Below are 20,919 nucleotides of genomic sequence, written 5' to 3'. Positions count from 1 at the left end.
ACGCGCGCTATTCCCCGGAGAAAAGGCTGCGACCGTCTAAGGCGCGACCATAGAGGCTTTCATAGGCGCCGACCATGGTTGATTCGTCGAAGCGCTCTGCGGCGGCATGGCGGTTCGCCTCGCCCACCGCGCGGCGGAGCGCGGCATCGGCGGCGAGTTCGGCGAGCGCGGCGCGGAAGCCGGCCTCGTCGGCGGCGACATAGGGCGCGTTTTCGGTCGAGACCATCGAAGCGACATCGCCGACATCGGGGCTGGCAACGGGCAGCCCCGCCGCCATCGCCTCGATCACTGCGATCGGCGCCTGCTCGCTCTTCGACGAGAGCGCGAGCAGGTCGAAATGGCCGATCCAGCGCGCGGGCTCGGCCATGAAGCCGGGCATCACGAGGCGGCCCGCCATGCCGCACACCGCCGCCTCGGCGAGGATCGCATCGCGCTCGGGCCCCTCGCCGACGATCACGAGGCGGACATTGGCGGGCAGCGGCGCGACGGCGCGGACGAGGCGCGGCAGGTCCTTGACCTTGCGCAGCCCCGCGACGGTGCCGATCACGACTTCGCCAGCTTGCCGCTCGAAGCCGGGGATCGGCGCACTGGGCCCGGCGGCATAGGCGGCGACGTCGATGCCGTTGCGGATCAATTGGACGCGCTCGCCCGCGCGCCATTCGTCGGCTGCGATGCGCTGAAGCAGCGTCGAGGGCACGACGAGCGCCGCAGCGGTCGGCAGCGCGAGGCGGCGGAAGGCGTTGCGCTTCCAGTTGCGGCGGACGCTCTCATCCTCGTTGAAGCCGTCCTCGTGGTGGATCAGCGGCGGCAGGCCGCGCCGCCGCGCGAACAGGCGGTGCGCCATCACCGCATCCATCGAGCCCCAATTATAGCTGAGCAGCAGGTCGAACCCCGCCATATAGCGCGCGAGCGCGCGGTAGCGCGGCAAGCCCGGCTTGCCGTGGAGCGGCGGCGCGGCCTCGCCGGGAAAATCGACCTTGATGCCGGGCCCGATCGCATCGCGCGCGCCGAGCGCGTCGGGGACCGCGGAGAGGATCACATGCTCGGCTCGCGCCCCCATCAGGTTCATCAGCCGCGTCGCGCGGGCTTCCTTGCCGCCGAGCGAGAAGCTCGAATGGAGGTGCAGGATGCGGACCGGACGCGCCTCGTCGCTCACGCCGCGGGCAGCTCCGCCGCCCAGGCGTCGATCGCCGCCAGCGCCTCGGGCTCGTCCATCGTCGGCGCATGGCCGACGCCGGGAATCTCGACGAGCCGCGCGGTGGGCAGTTCGGCAAGCATCCTGTCGGCGGCCGGGCGCGCGAGGATGTCCGACAGCGCGCCGCGCAGGATCAGCAGCGGGATGGCGCCGAGCGCGCGATAGGCGGGCCAGAGGTCGGCCGCGGCCTCGCCGCCGTGCGGGACGCGGAGCGGCGCCGCGATCTGCTTGTCGTAATCGGTGACGATGCGCCCCTCGGGGGTCAGCTTGTGCGTCCGCTTGGTGAGGCGCAGCCAGTCGTGGATGCCATAATCGGGATAGACCGTAGCGTTGAGTTCGGCGACCGCGCGCGCCGCGTGGATCCACGTCGGCTGGCTGCCGCCGGTGCCGATATAGTCGCGGATGCGCGCGAGCCCCGCCTCCTCGAGCTGGGGCCCGACGTCGTTGAGCACCGCACCGACGAGCCGCCCGGGCTGCGTCGCGGCGAGGATCATCGAGACGAGCCCGCCGAGCGAGGTGCCGATCGTCGCGAAACGCTGGATGCCGCGATCGTCGAGCAAAGCGACGACGTCCTGCACATAGGATAGCGGGACATAGGTCATCGGATCCTTGGCATAGGCGCTTTCGCCGCGGCCGCGGAACTCGACGACGATGACGCGGCGGCGCTCGGCGAGATGCGGCGCCAGCGCCTCGAAATCGCGGGCGTTGCGCGCGAGGCCGGGCAGGCAGAGGATCGGCAGCATCGCCTCGACCGGCTCGGGCGGGTCATAGACACGCGCGTGCAGGCGCACGCCGTCGGGCGACCACCAATAATGGTCCCACCAGCGTTCGCGATGATCCTGCCGTGCCGAAATCGCGGTTCCCCTTGCGCCCGCTGCGTGCCTGCCGCCCACGGGATTCGCCGCATCTATCGCCAACCCGGGGCGCGCGCGCAAGCGATGCTTGGGACCTCGGCTTGCCCGGTTAACCTTTCGCCGATAAGAGCAGGGGCGATGCTGCGACTGTCCCCCATCATCGCCCGCGCCGGGGCGACGTCATGACCGCCGAACTGGTTTCGCACGATCCCGCCACGGGCACCGAAGTCTGGCGCCGCGCGATCAGCGACGTCGACCACGAGGTCGAGATCGGCCGCCGCGCCTGGCCCGAATGGGCGGCAAAGCCCCTCACTTTCCGCACCGAGACGATGCGCCGCTTCGCCGACCGGGTGAAGGCCGAGGCCGAGACGCTGGCGACGCTGATCTCGCGCGAGACCGGCAAGCCGCTCTGGGAAGCGCGCACCGAGGTGGAATCGGTCGCGAACAAGGTCGATATCTCGATCAACGCCTATTCGGAGCGCACCTCGAACCGCCGGATCGAGGGCGCGATGGGGCTGCGCAACGCGGTGCGCCACAAGCCGCACGGGCTGCTCGCGGTGCTGGGCCCCTATAATTTCCCGGCGCACCTGCCGGGCGGCCATATCGTCCCGGCGCTGATCGCGGGCAATTCGGTGGCGTTCAAGCCGTCGGAAAAGACCCCAGCGACGGGCGCGATGCTGGTCGACCTGTTCCAGGCCGCAGGGGTGCCCAAGGAGGTGCTGCGGCTGGTGATCGGCGGCCCCGACGAGGGCAAGGCGCTCGCGGGGCATCCGGGGATCGACGGCTTGCTGTTCACCGGCTCGGCGCGCACCGGGCTCGCGCTCAACCGCCAGTTCGCGAACCGGCCCGACAAGATCCTGGCGCTCGAAATGGGGGGCAACAATCCGGTCGTGGTGTGGGACACGCCCGACCTGCACACCGCGGCGATCCTGGTGGTGCAGTCGGCCTTCCTCAGCGCCGGGCAGCGCTGCACCAACGCGCGGCGGCTGATCGTGCGCGAGAGCATGGCCGACCGGCTGGTCGACGAGGTTCGGCGGCTCGCCAACCGGCTGATCGTCGACGAACCCTTTGCGGCCCCCGCACCCTATATGGGGCCGGTGATCGATAACGAGGCCGCCGACGGGCTGACCGAAAGCTTCCTGATCCTGATGTCGAACGGCGGGCATGTCGTGCGCCACATGACGCGCCCGGTGCGCGACCGGCCATTCCTGACGCCGGGGATCATCGACGTCACCGACATGGCGGAGCGCCCCGACATCGAATTGTTCGGCCCGCTGCTGCAGGTCGTGCGCGTCGACAGCTTCGAGGCGGCGATCGCCGAGGCGAACAATACCAGCTTCGGCCTGTCGGCGGCGCTGATCGGCGGTTCGCCGCAGCTTTACGACCAGTTTTGGGCGAACGCTCGGGCCGGCGTCATCAACTGGAACCGCCCGACCAACGGTGCGTCGTCGGCGGCGCCCTTCGGCGGCATCGGCCTGTCGGGCAACCACCGGCCGAGCGCCTTCTATGCTGCCGACTATTGCGCCTATCCGGTCGCGAGCAGCGAATGCGAGGCGACGCGCGGCTCGATCGGCGTGGGCTTGCGCGACATCGACAAGGACAGCGAACCGCTGCCGCTGGTGCGGGACAAACGGTAGGGCGTCCCCGCCCGCAATTTTACCTTCACCCCCGTCAATAAAGCCTGCTTTGCGCTTTCAGGGCGCACCAACCATGTTCCGAAACATGGAAAAGAGTCTCCCTTCTCCGGGCAAATTGTGGCTCGTCGGCGCCGGTCCGGGCGATCCCGACCTGCTGACCCTGCGCGCCGCGCGGCTGCTTGCCAGCGCCGACCTCGTCGTGCACGACGGGCTGGTCGGCGACGGCGTGCTCGCGCTGATCCCGGCGCATGTCGAACGGATTTCGGTCGCCAAGCAGCGCAGCCGCCACACGATGAAGCAGGAGCTGATCAACGAACTGCTCGTGCGCGAGACGCTGGCGGGCAAGCAGGTCGTCCGACTGAAGGGCGGCGACCCCTTCATTTTCGGGCGCGGCGGCGAGGAACTCGATGCGGCGCGCGAAGCCGGCGTCGCCTGCGAAGTCGTCCCCGGCATCACCGCCGCGGCGGGCTGCGCCGCGCAGGCGGGCCTGCCCCTCACCCACCGCGAAGACGCCAGCGCGGTCAGCTTCGTCGCGGGCCAGTGCAAGGACCTGACCGACCAGGACTGGTCGGGGCTCGCGGGGCATGGCCGCACGCTCGTCATCTACATGGGCCTCGCGACCGCCAGCGCCATCGCCGACAAGCTGATCGCCGACGGCGTTTCGCCCGATCTGCCGGTTGCGGTGGTCGAGCGCGGCACCACCGCCGACGCCCGCGTGCTCCGCACCCTGCTCACCGACCTCGGCGACCTCGTCGCGCGCGAGAAAGTCGCGAGCCCGGCGCTGATCATCGTCGGCAAGGTTGCGGCGCGCGCCGATGCGCTCGACTGCCTCGGCGCGCCGGGCGTCGCGCAAGACATGGAAAATATAAGGGACTTCACATGAAATTGCTCACGGGCAACGACCTGAAAACGGGTTTCGTCACCTGGTGGACCGGCGCCGACTGGTCGCTGCACATCGAGGACGCCGCCGACGTCGGCGAAGCGGGCGAGGCGATCCTCGCGGTCGAGGAAGCCGCGCGCCGCGTCAACGCGCCCTACATCATCGCGGGCGAAGCGACCGCCGAGGGTCCGCGCCCCGCGCATATCAAGGACCGCATCCGCGCATTGGGCCCGACCGTGCGTCCCGACCTGACGTTGAAACCCGCCGATCCCGCGGCCGGCGACTGGGTGATCTGACATGTATAAATATGACGAATATGACCATGCGATGGTCGCCGCCCGCGTTGCCGAATTTTCGGATCAGGTGAAGCGCCGCCTCGCCGGCGAGATCACCGAGGACCAGTTCAAGCCGCTGCGGCTGATGAACGGCCTCTATCTCCAGCTCCACGCCTATATGCTGCGCGTCGCGGTGCCTTATGGCACGCTCGACGGCCGCCAGATGCGCATGCTCGCGCATATCGCGCGCAAGTACGACCGCGATTACGGCCATTTCACCACCCGCCAGAATATCCAGTATAACTGGATCAAGCTGGAGGACGCCCCCGCGATCCTCGAGGATCTGGCGTCGGTCGAGATGCACGCGATCCAGACGAGCGGCAATTGCATCCGCAACATCAGCTCGGACCAGTGGGCCGGCGCCGCCGCCGACGAGATCACCGATCCGCGCCCCTGGGCCGAACTGCTACGCCAATGGTCGAGCTTCCACCCCGAATTCAGCTATCTGCCGCGCAAGTTCAAGATCGCCGTCATCGCCGCCGACGAGGATCGCGCCGCGATGCGCCTCCACGACATCGGCATCCAGATCGTCGAGAAGGACGGCGTCCATGGCGCAGCTTTCTATGTCGGCGGCGGCATGGGCCGCACCCCGATGATCGCGCCGCTGATCAAGGATTTCGTGCCGCTCGATGACATGCTGAGCTATGCCGAGGCGTGCCTGCGCGTCTACAACCGCTACGGCCGCCGCGACAATATCTACAAGGCGCGCATCAAGATCCTGATCCACGAGCTCGGCGCCGACGAATATCGCCGCCAGGTCGAGGAAGAATTCGTCCATGTTAAGTCGCTGGGCATCGATCCGCCCAAGGCCGAGTTCGACCGCATCGCGGCGCAATTCGCACCGCCCGCGCTCGACGCCTCGGCGCTCGATGCCATCGACCGCAGCGACCCCGATTTCGCGGTCTGGGTCGACCAGAATGTCGCCGCGCACAAGGTGCCGGGCCATGCGATCGTCAACATCAGCCTGAAGCCCGTCGGCGGCATCCCCGGCGACGCCTCTTCTGCCCAGATCGACCTGATGGCCGACCTCGCCGAGACGTACAGCCACGACGAGCTGCGCGTCACCCACGCGCAGAACATCGTGCTGCCGCACGTCCGCAAGGCCGATCTCTACACGATCTGGCAGGCGCTCGACGCCGCGGGGCTGGCAACGCCGAACCTCGACCTGATCAGCGACATCATCGCCTGCCCGGGCCTCGACTATTGCAGCCTCGCCAATGCCCGCTCGATCCCGGTCGCGCAGAAGATCGCGACGCGCTTCTCGGATCTCGGCCGCCAGAAGGAGCTCGGCGAGCTCAAGCTCAAGATTTCGGGCTGCATCAACGCCTGCGGGCACCATCACGCCGGCCACATCGGCATCCTCGGCGTCGACCGCAAGGGCACCGAAAATTACCAGCTGCTGCTCGGCGGCTCGGGCGCGGAGGACGTGTCGCTCGGCACGATCACCGGCCCCGGCTTCGACGAGGACGGCATCGTCGACGCGATCGAGCGCGTCACCGACAAATATCTCGCCGAACGGAGCGAGGGCGAGCGCTTCGTCGACACCTTCCGCCGCGTCGGCATGGCCCCCTTCAAGGAGGCGATCTATGGTTGAGCGCGACGTCGTCTTCCCGCCGGAGCCGCATGCGCTCTACGAGGCGCATCGCTATTCGCCCGCGATCCGTTCGAACGGCTTCCTGTTCGTGTCGGGACAGGTCGGTGCGCGCGTCGATGGCTCGCCCGAGCCCGATCTCGCGGCGCAGGTGCAGCTGGCGTTCGACAACCTCAACGCGATCCTGAAGGCCGCCGGATCTAGCTTCGACCAGGTCGTCGACGTGACCTTGTTCATGATCGATCCCGACACGCATTTCGAGACGATCTTCCCCGTGCTCGGCGCCAATTGGGGCGAGAAGCCCTATCCGAACATCACCGCGGTCGGCGTGACCTGGCTGTCGGGTTTCACCTTCGAGATCAAGGTGATCGCGCGAATTCCGGGAGAAAATGAATGACCGACGTCGCGCTTCAGCCGGGCGAGGAGCCCTGCGTCACTCTCGACGCCTTTCTGTCGCAGTCGAACGCGACCGCGGTGCGGCTCGAACCCGACGAGGATGCGCGCGCCTTGATCCCGCATCTCGACCGGCTCGCGCTGATCGAGGTCGCCTTCCCCAAATTCCGCGACGGCCGCGGCTATTCGTCGGCGCGCATCCTGCGCGAAGCGGGCTATGCCGGCGAACTGCGCGCGCAGGGCGACGTCCTCGTCGACCAGATCGCCTATATGAAGCGCTGCGGCTTCGACAGTTTCGCGCCCGAAAAGGAGCTCAACCCGGCCGATGTCGAGGCGGCGCTGTCGCGCTGGCCCGAGCATTATCAGGGCGCCGCCGACGGCGCGGTGCCGATCTGGAAGCTGAGGCATGGCTGAGGTGACCGCCTTTTCCCCCAAAGGTAGCGAAGACCGTACGCGCGACCGCATCGACGTCGCGCCGCGCTTCACGCCCACCGACGTCATCCGCCTCAACAACCTCTTCCGCGGCCAGGACGCCGCCGAAGTCGTCGCGAGCGTGATCGGCGCGGGTCTGCTCGGCGAGACCGCGATCGTGTCGAGCTTCGGCGCCGAAAGCGCGGTGCTGCTACATCTGGTCAGCCGCGTGGCGCCCGACATGCCCGTGCTCTTCCTCGACACCGGCAAGCATTTCCCCGAAACTTTGGCCTATCGCGACGAACTGGCGGCGAAGCTCGGGCTCACCATCGTCAACCTGACCCCCGATGCCGAGGATCTGGCGAAGAAGGACGCGACCGAGCTGCGCTGGTCCTACGACCCCGACGGCTGCTGCGAGATCCGCAAGGTCAAGCCGCTCGAAAAGGCGCTGGCCGATTTCGACACCTCGATCACCGGGCGCAAGGGTTTCCAGTCGTCAACGCGCACCGGCCTGCCGCGCTTCGAGCTCGACGGGTCGACCGGTCGCCTGAAGTTCAACCCGCTCGCCAACTGGTCGCGCGAGGAACTCGACGCCTATTTTGAAGCGCAGGACCTGCCGCGCCACCCGCTCGAAGCCGAAGGCTATCCCTCGATCGGCTGCTCGCCCTGCACCTCGAAAGTCAAGCCCGGCGAGGACCCGCGCTCGGGCCGCTGGCGCGGCTGGGACAAGACCGAATGCGGCATCCACGAGGCGGTGACGCCGATCGACGACGATCCGGCGAACGATCCGGCGTTCTAAGCCGTAGTCATTGCTAGCGCGGTCGCGACGACCACCCAGATGCCGAAGCCCCCGAACCACGAGGCTCGCGTCACTCGGTAACGGCGGATCTGATCGTCAAGAAGAGGGTCTTCAAAGGCCAGCTCGACATGCTTGTCGAGAAAGTCGGTGAGCCAATGGTTCGGCATGTCTTTCGTATAGACGCCGTTGACGAAGCGCATGACGGCGCTTTCTCGCTCGATGTAGCGGAAATAGTCATACTCATCGTCCAGCCGCCGCTCGATAACTCTCGACCGAATCCATAGATGCAGATTCATCACGATCAGGAGGACAAGGGTCGTCGCGATCAGCCACCCCCATCCGATCATGATGCTTTGGACCTACTCATAATCCTCATACGCCATGCTGTCGTCGGCAAGGTCGCTGAACTTGGTCGTCTTCGCCTCGAAGTGCATGCGGATCTTGCCGGTCGAGCCGTGGCGCGACTTGGCGACGATGACTTCGGCGAGGCCGAAGACGCGTTCCATTTCGGCCGCCCATTCCTCGTGCGCGGCGTGGATCTTGACGTCGTCGCCCTCGATCGGGCGCTTGGGTTCGCGCGCCGCGACATAATAATCCTCGCGGAACACGAAGAGCACCATGTCGGCGTCCTGCTCGATCGAGCCCGATTCGCGAAGGTCGGAGAGCTGCGGGCGCTTGTCCTCGCGGCTTTCGACCTGGCGGCTTAGCTGCGACAACGCCATCACGGGGACATTAAGTTCCTTCGCCAAAGTCTTCAAACCGCGCGAAATTTCCGAGATTTCCTGCACGCGATTGTCGCCGCTCTTCGACGAGCCCTGGAGGAGCTGGAGATAGTCGACGATGATGAAGCCGATGCCGTGGCGGCGCTGAAGCCTCCGCGCGCGCGTGCGCAGCCCCGCAATGGTGAGGCCCGGGGTGTCGTCGATGAACAAAGGCAAAGTCTGCAGCGCCTGCGCGGCGCGGGAGAGCTGCTGGAACTGGTCCTTGCTGATCTTGCCCATGCGCAGCGCCTCGCCCGACACCCCCGACTGCTCGGCGAGCACGCGCGTCGCGAGCTGGTCGGCGGACATTTCGAGGCTGAAAAAGGCGACCTTGGCACCCATATTCTTCTCGGGCGGAATACCGTCTTCCTCGTCGCGGCGGAAACGCTCGGCGGCGTTGTACGCGATGTTGGTCGCGAGCGAGGTCTTGCCCATGCCCGGACGCCCCGCGAGGATCATCAAGTCGCTATTGTGCATGCCGCCGATCTTGGCGTTCATGCTGGAGATGCCGGTGGTGATCCCCGAGAGGTGGCCGCCCGAATTGAGCGCGCGTTCCGCCGCCTGCAGCGCGACGAGGCTCGCGGCGTTGAAGCTCTTGACCGTGCCCATCTCGGCCTCGCCGCCCGCGACGCGGTAGAGCGCGGTCTCGGCCTCCTCGATCTGCGCCTGCGGGTCGACGCTCTCGCTAGTGTCGAGCGCGCTGTCGACGAGGGTGCGGCCGACGCCGACGAGCTCGCGCAGCAGCGCGAGGTCGAAAATCTGCCGCGCAAAATCGCGCGCGCCGATCAGCCCCGCACCGCTGCCGGTCAATTGCGCGAGATAGCCGGGCCCGCCGACCGCCTTCATCGCCTCGTCGGCCTCGAAAAAGGGCTTCAAGGTGACAGGCGTCGCGATGCTGTTGCGCTCGATCAGCGCCATCGTCTGCTGGAAGATGCGGCCGTGGAGCGGCTCGAAGAAATGATCGGGGGTGAGCGCGACGGGCAGGTCCTCGACGACTCGGTTGTCGATCAGGATCGCGCCCAGGAACGCGGCCTCGGCCTCGATATTGCGCGGCAGTTGGCGGTCTTCCCCGGCGGGCGCCGGGGTGGGAAAGAGAGCTAATTCGGCCATAGCCATCCTCATGCGTCGGGCACCGGAGCGGCGCAACCGACGATATGCTCCGGCATATCATATCTGGGGATTGCTGTGCATAAGTCCTCACTTGCCCTTCAAGCCCGGCCAAGTAGAAGCCGAACGATATGACCGACGCCGACCCCGCCCTGCAGCGCATCATTTCGATCGAGCTCGACGAGGGATCGATCGTGTGGCGCAACGCCGACGTCGAGCAGGAACGCCGCGTCGCGATCTTCGACCTGATCGAAGAGAATAAGTTCGTGCCCCAGCGCGGCCACGCCGACGGCTATGCCGGGCCCTACCGGCTGAAACTGCGCGTCGAGGACGGTCGGCTGATCTTCGAGATCGCGCGCGAGGATCATTCGCCGCTGGAAGCGATCATCCTCGGGCTCGGGCGCTTCCGCCGTCCGATCCGCGACTATTTCGCGATCTGCGACAGCTATTACCAAGCGATCAAGACCTCGACCGCGCAGCAGATCGAGACCGTCGACATGGCGCGGCGCGGGCTGCACAATGAGGCGGCCGAGATGCTGATGGACCGGCTCGACGGCAAGATCGCGGTCGATTTCGATACCGCACGACGGCTGTTCACGCTGATCTGCGTGCTGCACATCAAGGGCTGATCATGGCGACGGGGGCCGCAGGGACGAAGAAGAAGCCGGCAAAGGCCGGAGCGGGCTGGCGCGCCGCGCTGCTGCGCTGGCTACGGCGGCTGGGTGCGACATTGCTGCTCGCCCTGCTCGCGGCGGGGCTCGCTTTGTGGTGGGCGGCGCGCTGGGCGCCGGCGCGCGACCAATATCCCTGGCAGGGCGCGACGATCGACGCCAGCAACGGCGAGGTCCATTGGGGATCGGTCAAGGCCGCGGGCGCCGATTTCGCCTATCTGCTCGCGACCGATGGCGCCGAACGCAGCGACCCGATGTTCGCCCGCAACATGCGCGAGGCGCGGCTCGCCGACGTCCAGACCGGCGCGATCCACCGCTACGACCTCTGCAGCCTCGCAACCGACCAGGCCGCCAATTTCATCCGCCACGTGCCGCGCCGGACCGACACGCTGCCCGCCGCGGTGTGGCTCGACTATGACGACCGCTGCCCCGACCGGCCGACGCGCGCGCTTTTGCTCAGCGAACTCGCGACCTTCCTCGCGCAGATCGAGGCGCATATGGGCAAGCCGAGCATGATCGCGCCGAGCCCCGCCTTCGACGCCGACTATCAGGTGACCAAGGGCATCGCGCGCACCGCCTGGCTGCGCCGCGATTTCTTCGCGCCCGACTATGGCGCGCATCCCTGGGCGATGTGGCAGGCGAACGACTATATGCGCATTTCGGGCGCCGACGGCACGATCGGCTGGAACGTCGTGCGCCCCGACGGAGACATCAAATGACCGATACCCGCGACGCGCTGATCGAGGCGGCGCGCGATGCCGCGAGCCGGGCCTATGCGCCCTATTCGGGCTTTCATGTCGGCGCGGCGCTGCTGCTCAAGAACGGCGACGTCGTGACCGGCGCCAATGTCGAGAATGCGAGCTATGGCCTGACGCTCTGCGCCGAGACCGCGGCGGTCGCCAAGATCGCCAACGAGGGCTGGATCGGCGAGCTGACCGAGGTCGCGATCGTCGGCGGGCGGCCCGAAGGCGATGCGCTGCTGGGCAGCGACCCGGTCAATCCGTGCGGGCGCTGCCGCCAGATATTGAACGAAGCCGCCGAGCGGTCGCAGACCGACGTGCTCGTGCATTGCGCGTCGGGCGACGGCAGCGCGGTGAAGAGTTACAAGCTCAGCGAACTGCTGCCCGCGGCGTTCGGGCCGAAGGATCTGGGCCTCATCGACTGACCGCTTGCGCAAGCGCCGCAGGACCGACATGAGACGGACATGGCCATTCTTTCCGACCGCTGGATTCGCGACGCCGCGCTCAATCAGGGCATGATCGAACCCTTTGTCGAGGCGCAGCGCCGCGACGGGTGCATCAGCTACGGCCTCTCGTCCTACGGCTATGACGCGCGCGTCGCGCCCGAGTTCAAGATCTTCACCAATGTCGACAGCACGATCGTCGACCCCAAGGACTTCGATCCCAAGAATTTCGTCGACCGCGAAACCGACGTCTGCATCATCCCGCCGAACAGCTTCGCGCTCGCCCGCACGGTCGAATATTTCCGCATCCCGCGCGACGTGCTCGTCATCTGCCTCGGCAAGTCGACCTACGCCCGCTGCGGCATCATCGTGAACGTCACGCCGCTCGAGCCCGGCTGGGAAGGCCATGTGACGCTCGAATTTTCGAACACCACCCCCCTGCCCGCGAAGATCTATGCCAACGAAGGCGCGTGCCAGTTCCTCTTCCTCCAGGGCAACGAGCCGTGCGAGACGAGCTATGCCGACCGCGCGGGCAAATATATGGGGCAGAAGGGCGTGACGCTGCCCAAGCTTTGATACCGCGACTTACCTGCCTCGGCTTGCTTTGACCGCATAAATTGATAACGTTCCCATAAATCATAAATGGGGATGCCGTCATGAAATTCGGGTCGGTCTTTCTGGCGCTTGTCGCGCTTTTTTCGTCCACCGCAGCGCAGGCCGAAGGCTGGCTGCGGGTGGAGGGCACGCAGATCGTCGACGACAGCGGTCAGCCCGTGATCCTGCGCGGCATGGGGCTCGGCGGCTGGATGCTGCAGGAAGGCTATATGCTGAAGCTCGGCGAGGTCGGGCAGCAGCACAAGATCCGCGCCAAACTGGTCGAACTGGTCGGCGAGGAACGCACCGCGGAGTTTTACCGCGCCTGGCTCGACAACCACACGACCGAGGCCGACATTGCGCAGATGGCGAAGTGGGGCTTCAATTCGGTGCGGCTGCCGATCCATTTCGACCAGCTCACCCTGCCCGCCGACCGGGAGCCGAAAGCCGGCACCGATACTTGGCATGCAGAAGGCTTCGAGCGCATCGATAAATTGCTCGCCTGGAGCAAGAAGCAGGGGCTTTACCTGATCCTCGACCTCCACGCTGCGCCGGGCGGTCAGGGCAATGACCTCGCGATCTCGGACCGCGACCCCGCCAAGCCCTCTTTGTGGGAAAGCGAGGAGAATCAGCGCAAGACGGTGGCGCTGTGGACCAGGCTCGCCGCGCGCTACAAGGACGAGCCGTGGATCGGCGGCTACGATTTGATCAACGAGCCGAACTGGAGCTTTGCGACGCCCGGCAAGGGCAATGGCTGCGACGAGACCGAGAGCAAGGCGGTTTGGGAGTTGCAACGGCGCATCACCGCGGCGATCCGCGGCGTCGATGCCAGGCATATGATCATCGTCGAGGGCAATTGCTGGGGCAATAATTACAAGGGCCTGCCGCCGGCGTGGGACGCCAATATGGTGCTGAGCTTCCACAAATATTGGAACCGCAACGACGCCGCCAGCATCGCCGACATCGTCAAGCTGCGGACCAGCTATGGCCGCCCGGTGTGGCTGGGCGAGTCGGGCGAGAACAGCAATGTCTGGTTCCGCGATGCGATCGCGCTGGTCGAGGGCGAAGGCATCGGCTGGAACTTCTGGCCCTTGAAGAAGATCGGCTTCAACCAGCCGCTCGAGATCGTCGCGGGGGACGGCTGGATGAAAATCGTCGCGTGGGCGACCGGTAAGGGCCCCAAGCCGGATGCCGACGAGGCCTTTGCAGCGATGATGCAGCTCGCCGAGAACAGTCGCTTTACCAACAACATTCCGAAGCCCGACGTGATCGACGCCATGTTCCGCCAGCCGCGCGATGCGAGCCCGAAGGCCTTCGTGTCGCGCAAGCTCGGCGCGACGCCGCTGACGATCCGCGCGGTCGACTACGACCTCGGGCCCGCGGCGGTCGCGTACAACGACACGGTCGATGCGAACTACCATGTCGCCACCGGCGGCGAGCGCACGCCGTGGAACAACGGCACGACCTTCCGCAATGACGGCGTCGACATCGCCCGCGAGGCCGACGGGACGCCCTATGTCGCCGACTTCGTCAGCGGCGAATGGATGCGCTACGCGCTCGATACGGCTGCACCGGGGCGCTGGAACGCTATGGTCCGCGTCCGCTCGGCCAAAGGCGGGCGTATCGCGCTCGGCAACAAGGAAATCGCGGTTGCGCCCGGCAGCGGCTGGCAGAATGTCGCCGTCGGCGATCTGTCGCTCGGCGGGGACACCGGCGCGCTGCTACTGCGCGCAGTCGATTGCAGCGACTGCCAAGTCGCCGATATCCGGCTCGAACCGCGCTAATCCGCCCTTTCTTGATCCCCGGCCCGGTTTCCGGCATGTTCCCCCCGTCCTGGAGGGGTTCATGACATGAAAGATCGAAGCGACCATCGGACCAGCGAAGGCCGTCGCGACCCGAAAAACTGGACTGCGCCGCAATTGCGCAGCGTGGTACCGGCACGCCGGACGCGCGGCGGCAGCGGCGAACAGAATGGCGATGTCGACGACGTCATTTACGACCTGTCCTGACGCCGCCGCCCGATCCCGGGAACCTCCTGCGGCCCCACGCGTCCTGACTGCACAAGCGGACGGGGCCCATGTGGAGGATCATCCATGTCCATGATTGCCGTGTTCATCGGACGGCTGTTCATCGCCGTGATTTTCGTCGTGTCGGGGATCAACAAGCTGATCCACGTCGCCGACACCAATGCCATGATTTCGGCCGCGGGGCTCCCCGGCGGACTCGCGATCCCGACCGGGCTGTTCGAGCTGATCGCGGGCGTGTGTATCGCGCTGGGCATCGCGACGCGGCTGTTCGCCATCCTGCTCGCGGGCTTCGTGCTGCTCACCATCCTCTTCTTCCACCGCGAATTCACCGATCCGCTGCAGGCGATGGCGGCGATGAAGAATCTCGCGATCGCCGGCGGGCTGCTCTGCCTCTTCGGTTACGGCCACACGCGCTGGAGCTACGACGCGCTGCGCCAGCGCCGCCGCGACGAGCTGGCAAAGCACCAGGCGCAGTCGCGGCTGACCGAAGCCGAACTACGCGCCGCGCGCGCCGAAGGGCGTGCCGAGGCGGCGGGCGCGCCGGTCCCGGTCCGAAAGCCCTTCTGGCGGCGCTGACGCCTTTCGCTTGGCAAGCCGACCGCCCTGCGCTAGCCTCCACTTAACGTTTACGTAAAGGGAGAGCTGGCCATGGCGGGAAGCCGCGAGTTCGACATCATCGTCTATGGCGCGACCGGTTTCACCGGGCGCCTCGTCGCCGAATATCTGGTGCAGCATTATGGCGGCCGGGCCGACGCCCCCAAATGGGCGATGGCGGGGCGCAGCGCCGACAAGCTGGCCGAGGTGCAGGGCCTGATCGGCGCGCCCAAGGACATACCGCTGGTGGTCGCCGACGCGAGCGACCCCGCCAGCCTCGACGCGATGGCGGCGCGCACCAAGGTCGTGCTGACTACCGTCGGCCCCTATCAGCTCTACGGCAGCGACGTCGTCGCGGCGTGCGTCAAGGCGGGCACCGCTTATGCCGACCTCTGCGGCGAGCCCGGCTGGATGCGCGAGATGATCGACGCACATCAGGACGCGGCGAAGGCGTCGGGCGCGCGGATCACCTTCAGCTGCGGCTTCGATTCGATCCCTTTCGACCTCGGCGTGCTGTTCCTGCAGGCCGAAGCGGTGAAGCGCCACGGCAAGCCTGCGCCGCGCGTCAAAGGCCGGGTGCGCAAGATGGCGGGCAGCGCATCGGGCGGCACGATCGCCAGCCTGACCGAGACGCTGAAGGCGGTCGCCCGGAAGCCATCGCTCGCGCTGCTGCTCAAGTCGAGCTTTGCGCTGACCCCGGGCTTCGAGGGGCCGTCGCAGCCGAGCGGGCTCATCCCCGAATATGACGGCGCGACCGGCACCTGGACCGCGCCCTTCGTGATGGCGGCGATCAACACGAAGAATGTCCACCGCACCAATTTCCTGCTCGGACACCAATGGGGCGCCGACCTGGTCTATGACGAGATGGTGATGACCACGATCGGCGACGCGGGCAAGGCGATGGCCGAAGCGATGGCGAAAGCCAATCCGTTCGGCGAGTCGAAGCTTCAGCCCGGCGAGGGGCCGAGCAAGGAAGAGCGCGAGAACGGCTTCTACGACATCCTCTTCATCGGCGAATATCCCGACGGGACGAGCATTCGCGCCAGCGTGCAGGGCGACCGCGACCCCGGCTATGGCTCGACGTCGAAGATGCTTGCCGAAACGGGGATCGCGCTGCTCGCGAACAAGGGCGACGGCGGGGTGTGGACGCCGGGCGCTCTGCTCGGCGAGGCGCTGATCGACCGGCTGACCGCCAACGCGGGACTGACTTTCCAGATCGAGGACTAAAAACCAGATGACCGACGCTCCCAGCGCGCTCGACGCGCTGCTTTCGACGCTGCGCACCGAAGAGGGCGCGGCCAGCGCGCATATCGACGAAGGATGGATGCAGGGGCGCACCGCCTATGGCGGGATCAGCTCGGCCGTCGCGCTCGCCGCGACGATGGCATTGCACCCCACCGAAACGCCGCTGCGCTATGCGCAGATCAGCTTCGTCGGCCCCGTCGGCGGCGACTGCAGCGTGGAGACGCGCGTGCTGCGCCAGTCGAAATCCTCGCTGTTCGTCGATGCCGGGGTGTCGAGCGACATGGGCTTCGGCACCGCCGCGGTCTTCGCCTTTTCGGGCGACCGGCAAAGCCATATCGACCACGACCGGCTGGCCATGCCCGCGGCGCCCGCCCCCGAGACGCTGGCGCCGGTGCCCGAGCACAAGGCGCGCCCGCCCTTCACGCGCCATTTCGACATGCGCCCGACCACCGGCCCGCGCTTCGACTGGAAGAGCGAGGTCGGCGACTATCTGACCTGGGTGCGCTTCGTGGAGGAGCCCGCGTGCCATCCGATGATCGCGCTGCTCGCGATGGGCGACGCGCTGCCTCCGGCGGCGATGGCGCTGTTCACCGAGTTCGGGCCGATCAGCTCGATGAACTGGACGGTCAATATGCTGACCGGCACGCCGACGACCGACGACGGCTGGTGGCTGCTCTCGGCCAGGACCGCCTATGCGCGCGGCGGCTTTTCGGTGCAGGACATGATGATCTGGAACCGCGCGGGCGAGGCCGTCATGAGCGGCAGTCAGGGGATCGCGATCTACGCCTGAACGGGCAGCACGATCGCGGCGCCGAGCCCCTTGGCGTCGGTGCGGTTCGCGATCGCCAGCCGCCCGCCCTCGCCCTCGGCCAGCGCATGCGCAATCGCGAGACCCAGCCCGGCACCGCCGGTGGCGCGGTTGCGCGACGCCTCGCCGCGCGCGAAGGGCTCGATGAGTTCGCCGATGCGCGCGGGGTCGATGCCCGGCCCCTCGTCGCGCACGACGAAGCGCAGTTCGCCGCCCGCGACCTCGACCAGCAAGGTCGCGCTGCCGGCATAGGCCAGCGCATTGTCGACCAGATTGCGCAGCGCGCGGCGGACCAGCAGCGGCCTTCCGGTGAGCGGCGGCAAAGGCGGCAGCGCGTCGGGTCCGACGACCGGCTTGCCCATCGCGCGATATTCCTCGCCGAGCTGCGCGAGCAGCGTCGCGGGGTCATAGACCGCGGGCGCTTCCTTGCCCGCGCCGCTGCGCGCCACCGCCAATATGTCGCTCAACATAGCGGTCATCTCGTCGATCGTCGCGATCATCTTGTCGCGGAGATTGTCGTCCTCGACCGCCTCGACGCGCACGCGCAGGCTGGCGAGCGGCGTGCGCAGGTCGTGCCCGACCGCGCCGAGCATGCGGTCCTTGTCGGCGAGCATTGCGCCGATCCGCGCGCGCGAGGCGTTGAACGCGCCGATCACGTCGCGCACATCCGAGGGCCCTTCCTCGACCAGCGGCGGCCCGTCGCCCATCGGATCGCGCCGCACCGCATGGGTCAGCGTCCGCAGCGGCTGTGCCGCGCGCCAGGCGATGAACAGGATCGGGACGAGGATCAGCAGATAGAGCGACAGTGTCTGCCAGATCAGAAAACCCTGCAGCCTCTTCCCCTCGGCGGGGAGCCAGCTGCGCACGGTGACATAACGCTCGCCAATCTTTGCCGAGACGATCGCGGTTCGGGCGGGACCGTGCAGTTTCGCCTGCTGCGGTCGCTGCGGGACGACCCATGCATCGACGTGCTGCGCCGCGAGCCCGGCCTCGGCGAGTTGCCCCGCGACATGCTCGGCCAGATGTGGCGCGCGCTGCGCCCGCAGGGGCGGCGCGAACGGCTGGTCGTCGACCAGCATCTTCGGCAGACGCTTCCTGGGCCCATCGTCATCGGGCCGGGCGCCCCCGCGCCGGTCGCGTTCGAGCGCGTCGATGATCCGCGCCACCGCCATGCCGCCGCCGTTCGCCAGTACCTGCTGGCGCTGCCCGCGCACGAGCAGGGTGTAGTTGATCGCCTGCGCGACGAACAGCGCCGCCGCTACAGCCAGCACCAGCTGGCCGACGAGGCTACGGGGCCAGAGGCGCAGTTTCACGCCGCGCCGCCCAGCCGCTTGACCTCGCAGGCGAGCGTATACCCCCCGCCCCACACGGTCTTGACCAGCTGCGGATGCGCGGGATCGACCTCGATCTTCTTGCGCAGGCGGCTGACCAGATTGTCGATTGCGCGGTCGAAGATGTCGGCCTCGCGCCCGCGGACGAGGTCGAGCAGCCGGTCGCGGCTCATCACCTGCCGCGGGTGACGCACCAGCGCCTGCAGCAGGTGATATTCGCCCGACGACAGCGCGACCTCCTGCCCCTCGGCGTCGACGAGCACGCGCTCGACGTCGCGCAGCACCCAAGGCCCGAAGGCATAGCTCGCGCCGCCGGGGTCGAGCGTGCGCCCGCCCGCCTGCGTCCGGCGCAGCACGGTGCGGATGCGCGCGACCAGCTCGCGCGGGTTGAAGGGTTTGACGACATAATCGTCGGCGCCGATCTCGAGCCCGATGATCCTTTCGGTATCTTCGGCGCGCGCGGTGAGCAGGATGACCGGGATGCTGCTCGTCTCGCGCAAATGACGGGTGAGCGACAGCCCGTCCTCGCCGGGCATCATGATGTCGCTGACGACCAGGTCGACGCTCTGCGCGCGTAGCACCGACCGCGCTTCGGCGGCATTGGCCGCGGCGGTGACGGTCAGCCCCTGCGCGGTCAGATATTCGCTCAGCGGCTCGCGGATCGACGGTTCGTCGTCGATCAGCAGGATGCGGGGCGCGTCGTTATCGGTCATCGGCCGTCCATAGCTTCGAAATAGTTCGCCCACCGGCAGCGGAGCCGGTGGGCGATAGCTGGCAGGGCCGGCGGGCAAAGGCAATGCCAGGGAGGGGGAGATAGCCGCCCTCGCCCGCCGACCCCGCCAGTTCAGTTGGCGGGGGTCGCCGCGGGCGCGGCCCGCTTGGCGCGCCATTCGGCCCGCTTTTCCTTCATCGCCGCGCGCTGCGCCTGGCGCTCGTCGGCGGTGACCTGGCCGTCCTTGTTCGCGTCGGCCGCGTCGAAGCGTGCGAGCGCCGCGGTCTGGAATTCGGCGGCGCTGATCGCCTTGTCGCCGTCGGTATCGGCCTTCATCATGCCACCGCGCATGCCGTGGTGGCCGCCGCGCTTGCCGTGATGGCCGCGCATGCCGGGGCCGCGCTTGCCGGGCTCGCCCGCCTCGGCGCGCTTCTCGCCGCGTTCCGCGCGTTTCGCGGCGCGATCGGCGGCGTGCTGGTCCCATTCGGCCTTGCTGATCTGGCCGTCCTTGTTCGCGTCGAAACGTTCGAAGGCCTTGGCCTGCATCTCGGCGCGCTTGGCGGCGCGGTCGGCCCGGTCGAGCTTGCCGTCGCCGTTCGCGTCCATCTTGGCGAACATCGCGGTGGCGCCCGCCTGCACCTCGGCGCGCGTCAAAACGCCGTTGCCGTCGGCATCGGCCCTGGCGCCGCCGGGCGCGGCGAGAACGGGCACGGCGATCAATGCGGCGCCCAAAGTCAGAAGCGAAATCTTCTTCACGTAACGAACTCCTCATGGGCAGTCCGAAAGGGAAAGGACTGCGATGAGGGCGGTCTAGGCGCCGTCTGTCCCAGCGGCATGCCGGATCGGCGCAATTTTGTCGCAAATTGTCGCAGGATCGCCGCGCCGTTCATGGCGGCGCAAGGCGCGTCAACCGCCGCGGGCGGCGCGCGCCTTTTGGTCGGCGCGATTCCACAGCGCCGCGCCCAGGATCACCGCCAGCATCGGATAGGCCCAGAAGCCCTGCCCCGCCGAATAGACGCGCGGCACGATTTCGGGGGCGGCGAGCTTGGCCATATGGGTGATCACGTTGATCAGTTGAAAGGCCGGCAGGCACATCGGCCAGTAGCGCCGGCTGCGCAGCGCCTGCGCCATATAGATCGCCAGCAGCACCAGATCGACCGAAACGACCGACAGGCTGAAAATCTCGAACCGGGTACGCGACAGGTACAGCGCGACCGCGGTCATCACCGACGCGATCGCCAGCACGACGATCGCAAAGCGGCTCTCGCCGTCCCCGATGCGCAGCACGACGACCAGCACCGTGGCCAGCGCCACCAGGTAAAGCACCCCCCAGATCATGTTCACGTCCTCTCAATAGACATGTTGTGATCACGACCTGGGGGAATGCCCTCAGGCCGTCGCTGTCCTGTCGACGGCGAGGATCGGATCCGCTTCGGCGAGGGTCCCCGCCGGCGGCAATGTCTTTCCGAGGTCGCCGACACCGACGATACGGTTGCGCAGCCCCATCCTGTCCTTCACGCTGGTCAGTTCGTGGTGCAGCGCGACGACGCGCGCGCGCCCTTCGAACAGCCCGGTCACCGAGGCGTGCAACAGGTTGAAGCTCGTATCGCCCATTACGGACGACAGCTTGGCCGATGCCTGCGCCTGCGGCAAGATGCTGACGAGTTCGCCAGCGCGCGCGATCGCCTCGTCGATCGCCTTTTCATATTGGTGCAGCTTGTCCGCGACCTCGTTCGCGGCGGCGATGCGTTCCTTGAGCATGTTCCCACTCCCCGGACCGCCCGATCGCGG

25 protein-coding genes are annotated in these 20,919 nt (G+C 67.5%); 16 read left to right on the top strand and 9 right to left on the bottom strand.

Annotation, left to right across the window (positions count from 1 at the left end; translation table 11 throughout):
* Positions 1 to 7: 7 nt before the first annotated feature.
* Together ATE62_RS14870 and ATE62_RS14865 are read right to left on the bottom strand one after the other, a co-directional pair.
* Positions 8 to 1,156 carry a glycosyltransferase gene (locus ATE62_RS14870; RefSeq protein ID WP_231736280.1) on the bottom strand — a complete coding sequence of 383 codons (1,149 nt, stop codon included), beginning with the start codon at positions 1,154 to 1,156 and terminating at the stop codon, positions 8 to 10.
* The gene (locus tag ATE62_RS14865; RefSeq protein WP_058808506.1) at positions 1,153 to 2,049 is read right to left on the bottom strand and encodes an alpha/beta fold hydrolase; all 897 of its coding nucleotides are present in this window, start codon (positions 2,047 to 2,049) and stop codon (positions 1,153 to 1,155) included. Before ATE62_RS14865 ends, ATE62_RS14870 begins: the two co-directional genes overlap by 4 nt.
* 182 nt (positions 2,050 to 2,231) lie before the next feature.
* Here ATE62_RS14865 and astD point away from each other — a divergent pair, with 182 nt between their 5' ends.
* From astD to ATE62_RS14830, 7 genes are all read left to right on the top strand, one after another.
* Complete coding sequence (gene astD, locus ATE62_RS14860) at positions 2,232 to 3,686, top strand: succinylglutamate-semialdehyde dehydrogenase (RefSeq protein ID WP_058808497.1); 1,455 nt, start codon at positions 2,232 to 2,234, stop codon at positions 3,684 to 3,686.
* Positions 3,687 to 3,771: 85 nt separating this feature from the next.
* Positions 3,772 to 4,569 (top strand): uroporphyrinogen-III C-methyltransferase, encoded by a 798-nt coding sequence (gene cobA / locus ATE62_RS14855; protein WP_058808496.1) that lies wholly within the window; start codon positions 3,772 to 3,774, stop codon positions 4,567 to 4,569.
* Entirely contained in the window at positions 4,566 to 4,862 is a 297-nt protein-coding gene (locus ATE62_RS14850) for a DUF2849 domain-containing protein (protein ID WP_058808495.1), read from the top strand. Before cobA ends, ATE62_RS14850 begins: the two co-directional genes overlap by 4 nt.
* A 1-nt stretch (position 4,863) precedes the next feature.
* Positions 4,864 to 6,495 carry a nitrite/sulfite reductase gene (locus tag ATE62_RS14845; RefSeq protein WP_058808494.1) on the top strand — a complete coding sequence of 544 codons (1,632 nt, stop codon included), beginning with the start codon at positions 4,864 to 4,866 and terminating at the stop codon, positions 6,493 to 6,495.
* On the top strand, positions 6,488 to 6,889 hold the full coding sequence (locus ATE62_RS14840) for a RidA family protein (RefSeq protein ID WP_058808493.1): 402 nt from the start codon (positions 6,488 to 6,490) through the stop codon (positions 6,887 to 6,889). The genes ATE62_RS14845 and ATE62_RS14840 overlap by 8 nt, the downstream gene beginning before the upstream one ends.
* Entirely contained in the window at positions 6,886 to 7,299 is a 414-nt protein-coding gene (locus ATE62_RS14835) for a DUF934 domain-containing protein (protein ID WP_058808492.1), read from the top strand. Before ATE62_RS14840 ends, ATE62_RS14835 begins: the two co-directional genes overlap by 4 nt.
* Complete coding sequence (locus ATE62_RS14830) at positions 7,292 to 8,095, top strand: phosphoadenylyl-sulfate reductase (protein ID WP_058808491.1); 804 nt, start codon at positions 7,292 to 7,294, stop codon at positions 8,093 to 8,095. The genes ATE62_RS14835 and ATE62_RS14830 overlap by 8 nt, the downstream gene beginning before the upstream one ends.
* Here the strand turns inward: ATE62_RS14830 and ATE62_RS14825 are convergent.
* Entirely contained in the window at positions 8,092 to 8,442 is a 351-nt protein-coding gene (locus ATE62_RS14825; RefSeq protein WP_058808490.1) for a hypothetical protein, read from the bottom strand. The two genes, ATE62_RS14830 and ATE62_RS14825, sit on opposite strands and share 4 nt — an antisense overlap.
* 12 nt (positions 8,443 to 8,454) lie before the next feature.
* A complete protein-coding gene (locus tag ATE62_RS14820; RefSeq protein ID WP_058808489.1) occupies positions 8,455 to 9,966 on the bottom strand; it encodes a replicative DNA helicase in 1,512 nt (503 codons plus the stop codon).
* Positions 9,967 to 10,094: 128 nt separating this feature from the next.
* Here ATE62_RS14820 and ATE62_RS14815 point away from each other — a divergent pair, with 128 nt between their 5' ends.
* From ATE62_RS14815 to ATE62_RS14780, 9 genes are all read left to right on the top strand, one after another.
* Positions 10,095 to 10,592 (top strand): UPF0262 family protein, encoded by a 498-nt coding sequence (locus ATE62_RS14815; protein WP_058808488.1) that lies wholly within the window; start codon positions 10,095 to 10,097, stop codon positions 10,590 to 10,592.
* Positions 10,593 to 10,594: 2 nt separating this feature from the next.
* Positions 10,595 to 11,353 carry a glycoside hydrolase family 25 protein gene (locus tag ATE62_RS14810; RefSeq protein WP_058808487.1) on the top strand — a complete coding sequence of 253 codons (759 nt, stop codon included), beginning with the start codon at positions 10,595 to 10,597 and terminating at the stop codon, positions 11,351 to 11,353.
* A complete protein-coding gene (locus ATE62_RS14805) occupies positions 11,350 to 11,799 on the top strand; it encodes a cytidine deaminase (protein WP_058808486.1) in 450 nt (149 codons plus the stop codon). Before ATE62_RS14810 ends, ATE62_RS14805 begins: the two co-directional genes overlap by 4 nt.
* Positions 11,800 to 11,838: 39 nt before the next feature.
* Positions 11,839 to 12,393, top strand: coding sequence for a dCTP deaminase (gene dcd, locus ATE62_RS14800; protein ID WP_058808485.1), 555 nt, complete (start codon positions 11,839 to 11,841; stop codon positions 12,391 to 12,393).
* An 80-nt stretch (positions 12,394 to 12,473) separates the two neighbouring features.
* The gene (locus tag ATE62_RS14795) at positions 12,474 to 14,195 is read left to right on the top strand and encodes a cellulase family glycosylhydrolase (protein ID WP_058808484.1); all 1,722 of its coding nucleotides are present in this window, start codon (positions 12,474 to 12,476) and stop codon (positions 14,193 to 14,195) included.
* A 66-nt stretch (positions 14,196 to 14,261) separates the two neighbouring features.
* Positions 14,262 to 14,420 carry a hypothetical protein gene (locus ATE62_RS23360; RefSeq protein ID WP_156420564.1) on the top strand — a complete coding sequence of 53 codons (159 nt, stop codon included), beginning with the start codon at positions 14,262 to 14,264 and terminating at the stop codon, positions 14,418 to 14,420.
* Between the two features lie 84 nt (positions 14,421 to 14,504).
* Positions 14,505 to 15,014 (top strand): DoxX family protein, encoded by a 510-nt coding sequence (locus tag ATE62_RS14790; RefSeq protein WP_082662834.1) that lies wholly within the window; start codon positions 14,505 to 14,507, stop codon positions 15,012 to 15,014.
* 72 nt (positions 15,015 to 15,086) lie between these two features.
* A complete protein-coding gene (locus tag ATE62_RS14785) occupies positions 15,087 to 16,259 on the top strand; it encodes a saccharopine dehydrogenase family protein (protein ID WP_058808482.1) in 1,173 nt (390 codons plus the stop codon).
* 7 nt (positions 16,260 to 16,266) lie between these two features.
* A complete protein-coding gene (locus tag ATE62_RS14780; RefSeq protein WP_058808481.1) occupies positions 16,267 to 17,067 on the top strand; it encodes an acyl-CoA thioesterase in 801 nt (266 codons plus the stop codon).
* On the opposite strand, the gene ATE62_RS14775 is transcribed toward ATE62_RS14780, so the two are convergent.
* The 5 genes from ATE62_RS14775 to ATE62_RS14755 all read right to left on the bottom strand — a co-directional run bounded on the left by ATE62_RS14775 (position 17,058) and on the right by ATE62_RS14755 (position 20,889).
* Positions 17,058 to 18,398, bottom strand: coding sequence for a sensor histidine kinase (locus ATE62_RS14775; protein ID WP_058808480.1), 1,341 nt, complete (start codon positions 18,396 to 18,398; stop codon positions 17,058 to 17,060). The genes ATE62_RS14780 and ATE62_RS14775 overlap by 10 nt on opposite strands.
* Positions 18,395 to 19,129, bottom strand: coding sequence for a response regulator (locus tag ATE62_RS14770; protein ID WP_058808479.1), 735 nt, complete (start codon positions 19,127 to 19,129; stop codon positions 18,395 to 18,397). The genes ATE62_RS14775 and ATE62_RS14770 overlap by 4 nt, the downstream gene beginning before the upstream one ends.
* 131 nt (positions 19,130 to 19,260) lie before the next feature.
* On the bottom strand, positions 19,261 to 19,884 hold the full coding sequence (locus tag ATE62_RS14765) for an EF-hand domain-containing protein (protein WP_058808478.1): 624 nt from the start codon (positions 19,882 to 19,884) through the stop codon (positions 19,261 to 19,263).
* A gap of 150 nt (positions 19,885 to 20,034) precedes the next feature.
* Positions 20,035 to 20,466: a hypothetical protein gene (locus ATE62_RS14760; RefSeq protein ID WP_058818552.1), complete on the bottom strand. Its 432-nt coding sequence runs from the start codon at positions 20,464 to 20,466 to the stop codon at positions 20,035 to 20,037.
* Positions 20,467 to 20,517: 51 nt separating this feature from the next.
* Positions 20,518 to 20,889 (bottom strand): hypothetical protein, encoded by a 372-nt coding sequence (locus ATE62_RS14755; RefSeq protein ID WP_058808476.1) that lies wholly within the window; start codon positions 20,887 to 20,889, stop codon positions 20,518 to 20,520.
* Positions 20,890 to 20,919 lie beyond the last annotated feature (30 nt).

The organism is Sphingopyxis sp. HIX (assembly GCF_001468285.1).
GTDB lineage: Bacteria > Pseudomonadota > Alphaproteobacteria > Sphingomonadales > Sphingomonadaceae > Sphingopyxis.
Note: the sequence above shows the minus strand (reverse complement) of the source record. Positions and strands in the feature narration are given on the sequence as shown.

Coding starts and splice junctions, on each gene's coding strand:
- ATE62_RS14820 (WP_058808489.1), bottom strand. CDS start 9,966: ATGGCCGAATTAGCTCTCTTTCCCACCCCGGCGCCCGCCGGGGAAGAC.
- ATE62_RS14825 (WP_058808490.1), bottom strand. CDS start 8,442: ATGATCGGATGGGGGTGGCTGATCGCGACGACCCTTGTCCTCCTGATC.
- ATE62_RS14770 (WP_058808479.1), bottom strand. CDS start 19,129: ATGACCGATAACGACGCGCCCCGCATCCTGCTGATCGACGACGAACCG.
- ATE62_RS14845 (WP_058808494.1), top strand. CDS start 4,864: ATGTATAAATATGACGAATATGACCATGCGATGGTCGCCGCCCGCGTT.
- ATE62_RS14755 (WP_058808476.1), bottom strand. CDS start 20,889: ATGCTCAAGGAACGCATCGCCGCCGCGAACGAGGTCGCGGACAAGCTG.
- ATE62_RS14780 (WP_058808481.1), top strand. CDS start 16,267: ATGACCGACGCTCCCAGCGCGCTCGACGCGCTGCTTTCGACGCTGCGC.
- ATE62_RS14795 (WP_058808484.1), top strand. CDS start 12,474: ATGAAATTCGGGTCGGTCTTTCTGGCGCTTGTCGCGCTTTTTTCGTCC.
- ATE62_RS14760 (WP_058818552.1), bottom strand. CDS start 20,466: ATGATCTGGGGGGTGCTTTACCTGGTGGCGCTGGCCACGGTGCTGGTC.
- ATE62_RS14810 (WP_058808487.1), top strand. CDS start 10,595: ATGGCGACGGGGGCCGCAGGGACGAAGAAGAAGCCGGCAAAGGCCGGA.
- ATE62_RS14815 (WP_058808488.1), top strand. CDS start 10,095: ATGACCGACGCCGACCCCGCCCTGCAGCGCATCATTTCGATCGAGCTC.
- ATE62_RS14850 (WP_058808495.1), top strand. CDS start 4,566: ATGAAATTGCTCACGGGCAACGACCTGAAAACGGGTTTCGTCACCTGG.
- cobA (WP_058808496.1), top strand. CDS start 3,772: ATGGAAAAGAGTCTCCCTTCTCCGGGCAAATTGTGGCTCGTCGGCGCC.
- ATE62_RS23360 (WP_156420564.1), top strand. CDS start 14,262: ATGAAAGATCGAAGCGACCATCGGACCAGCGAAGGCCGTCGCGACCCG.
- ATE62_RS14805 (WP_058808486.1), top strand. CDS start 11,350: ATGACCGATACCCGCGACGCGCTGATCGAGGCGGCGCGCGATGCCGCG.
- ATE62_RS14835 (WP_058808492.1), top strand. CDS start 6,886: ATGACCGACGTCGCGCTTCAGCCGGGCGAGGAGCCCTGCGTCACTCTC.
- ATE62_RS14785 (WP_058808482.1), top strand. CDS start 15,087: ATGGCGGGAAGCCGCGAGTTCGACATCATCGTCTATGGCGCGACCGGT.
- ATE62_RS14790 (WP_082662834.1), top strand. CDS start 14,505: ATGTCCATGATTGCCGTGTTCATCGGACGGCTGTTCATCGCCGTGATT.
- dcd (WP_058808485.1), top strand. CDS start 11,839: ATGGCCATTCTTTCCGACCGCTGGATTCGCGACGCCGCGCTCAATCAG.
- astD (WP_058808497.1), top strand. CDS start 2,232: ATGACCGCCGAACTGGTTTCGCACGATCCCGCCACGGGCACCGAAGTC.
- ATE62_RS14830 (WP_058808491.1), top strand. CDS start 7,292: ATGGCTGAGGTGACCGCCTTTTCCCCCAAAGGTAGCGAAGACCGTACG.
- ATE62_RS14840 (WP_058808493.1), top strand. CDS start 6,488: ATGGTTGAGCGCGACGTCGTCTTCCCGCCGGAGCCGCATGCGCTCTAC.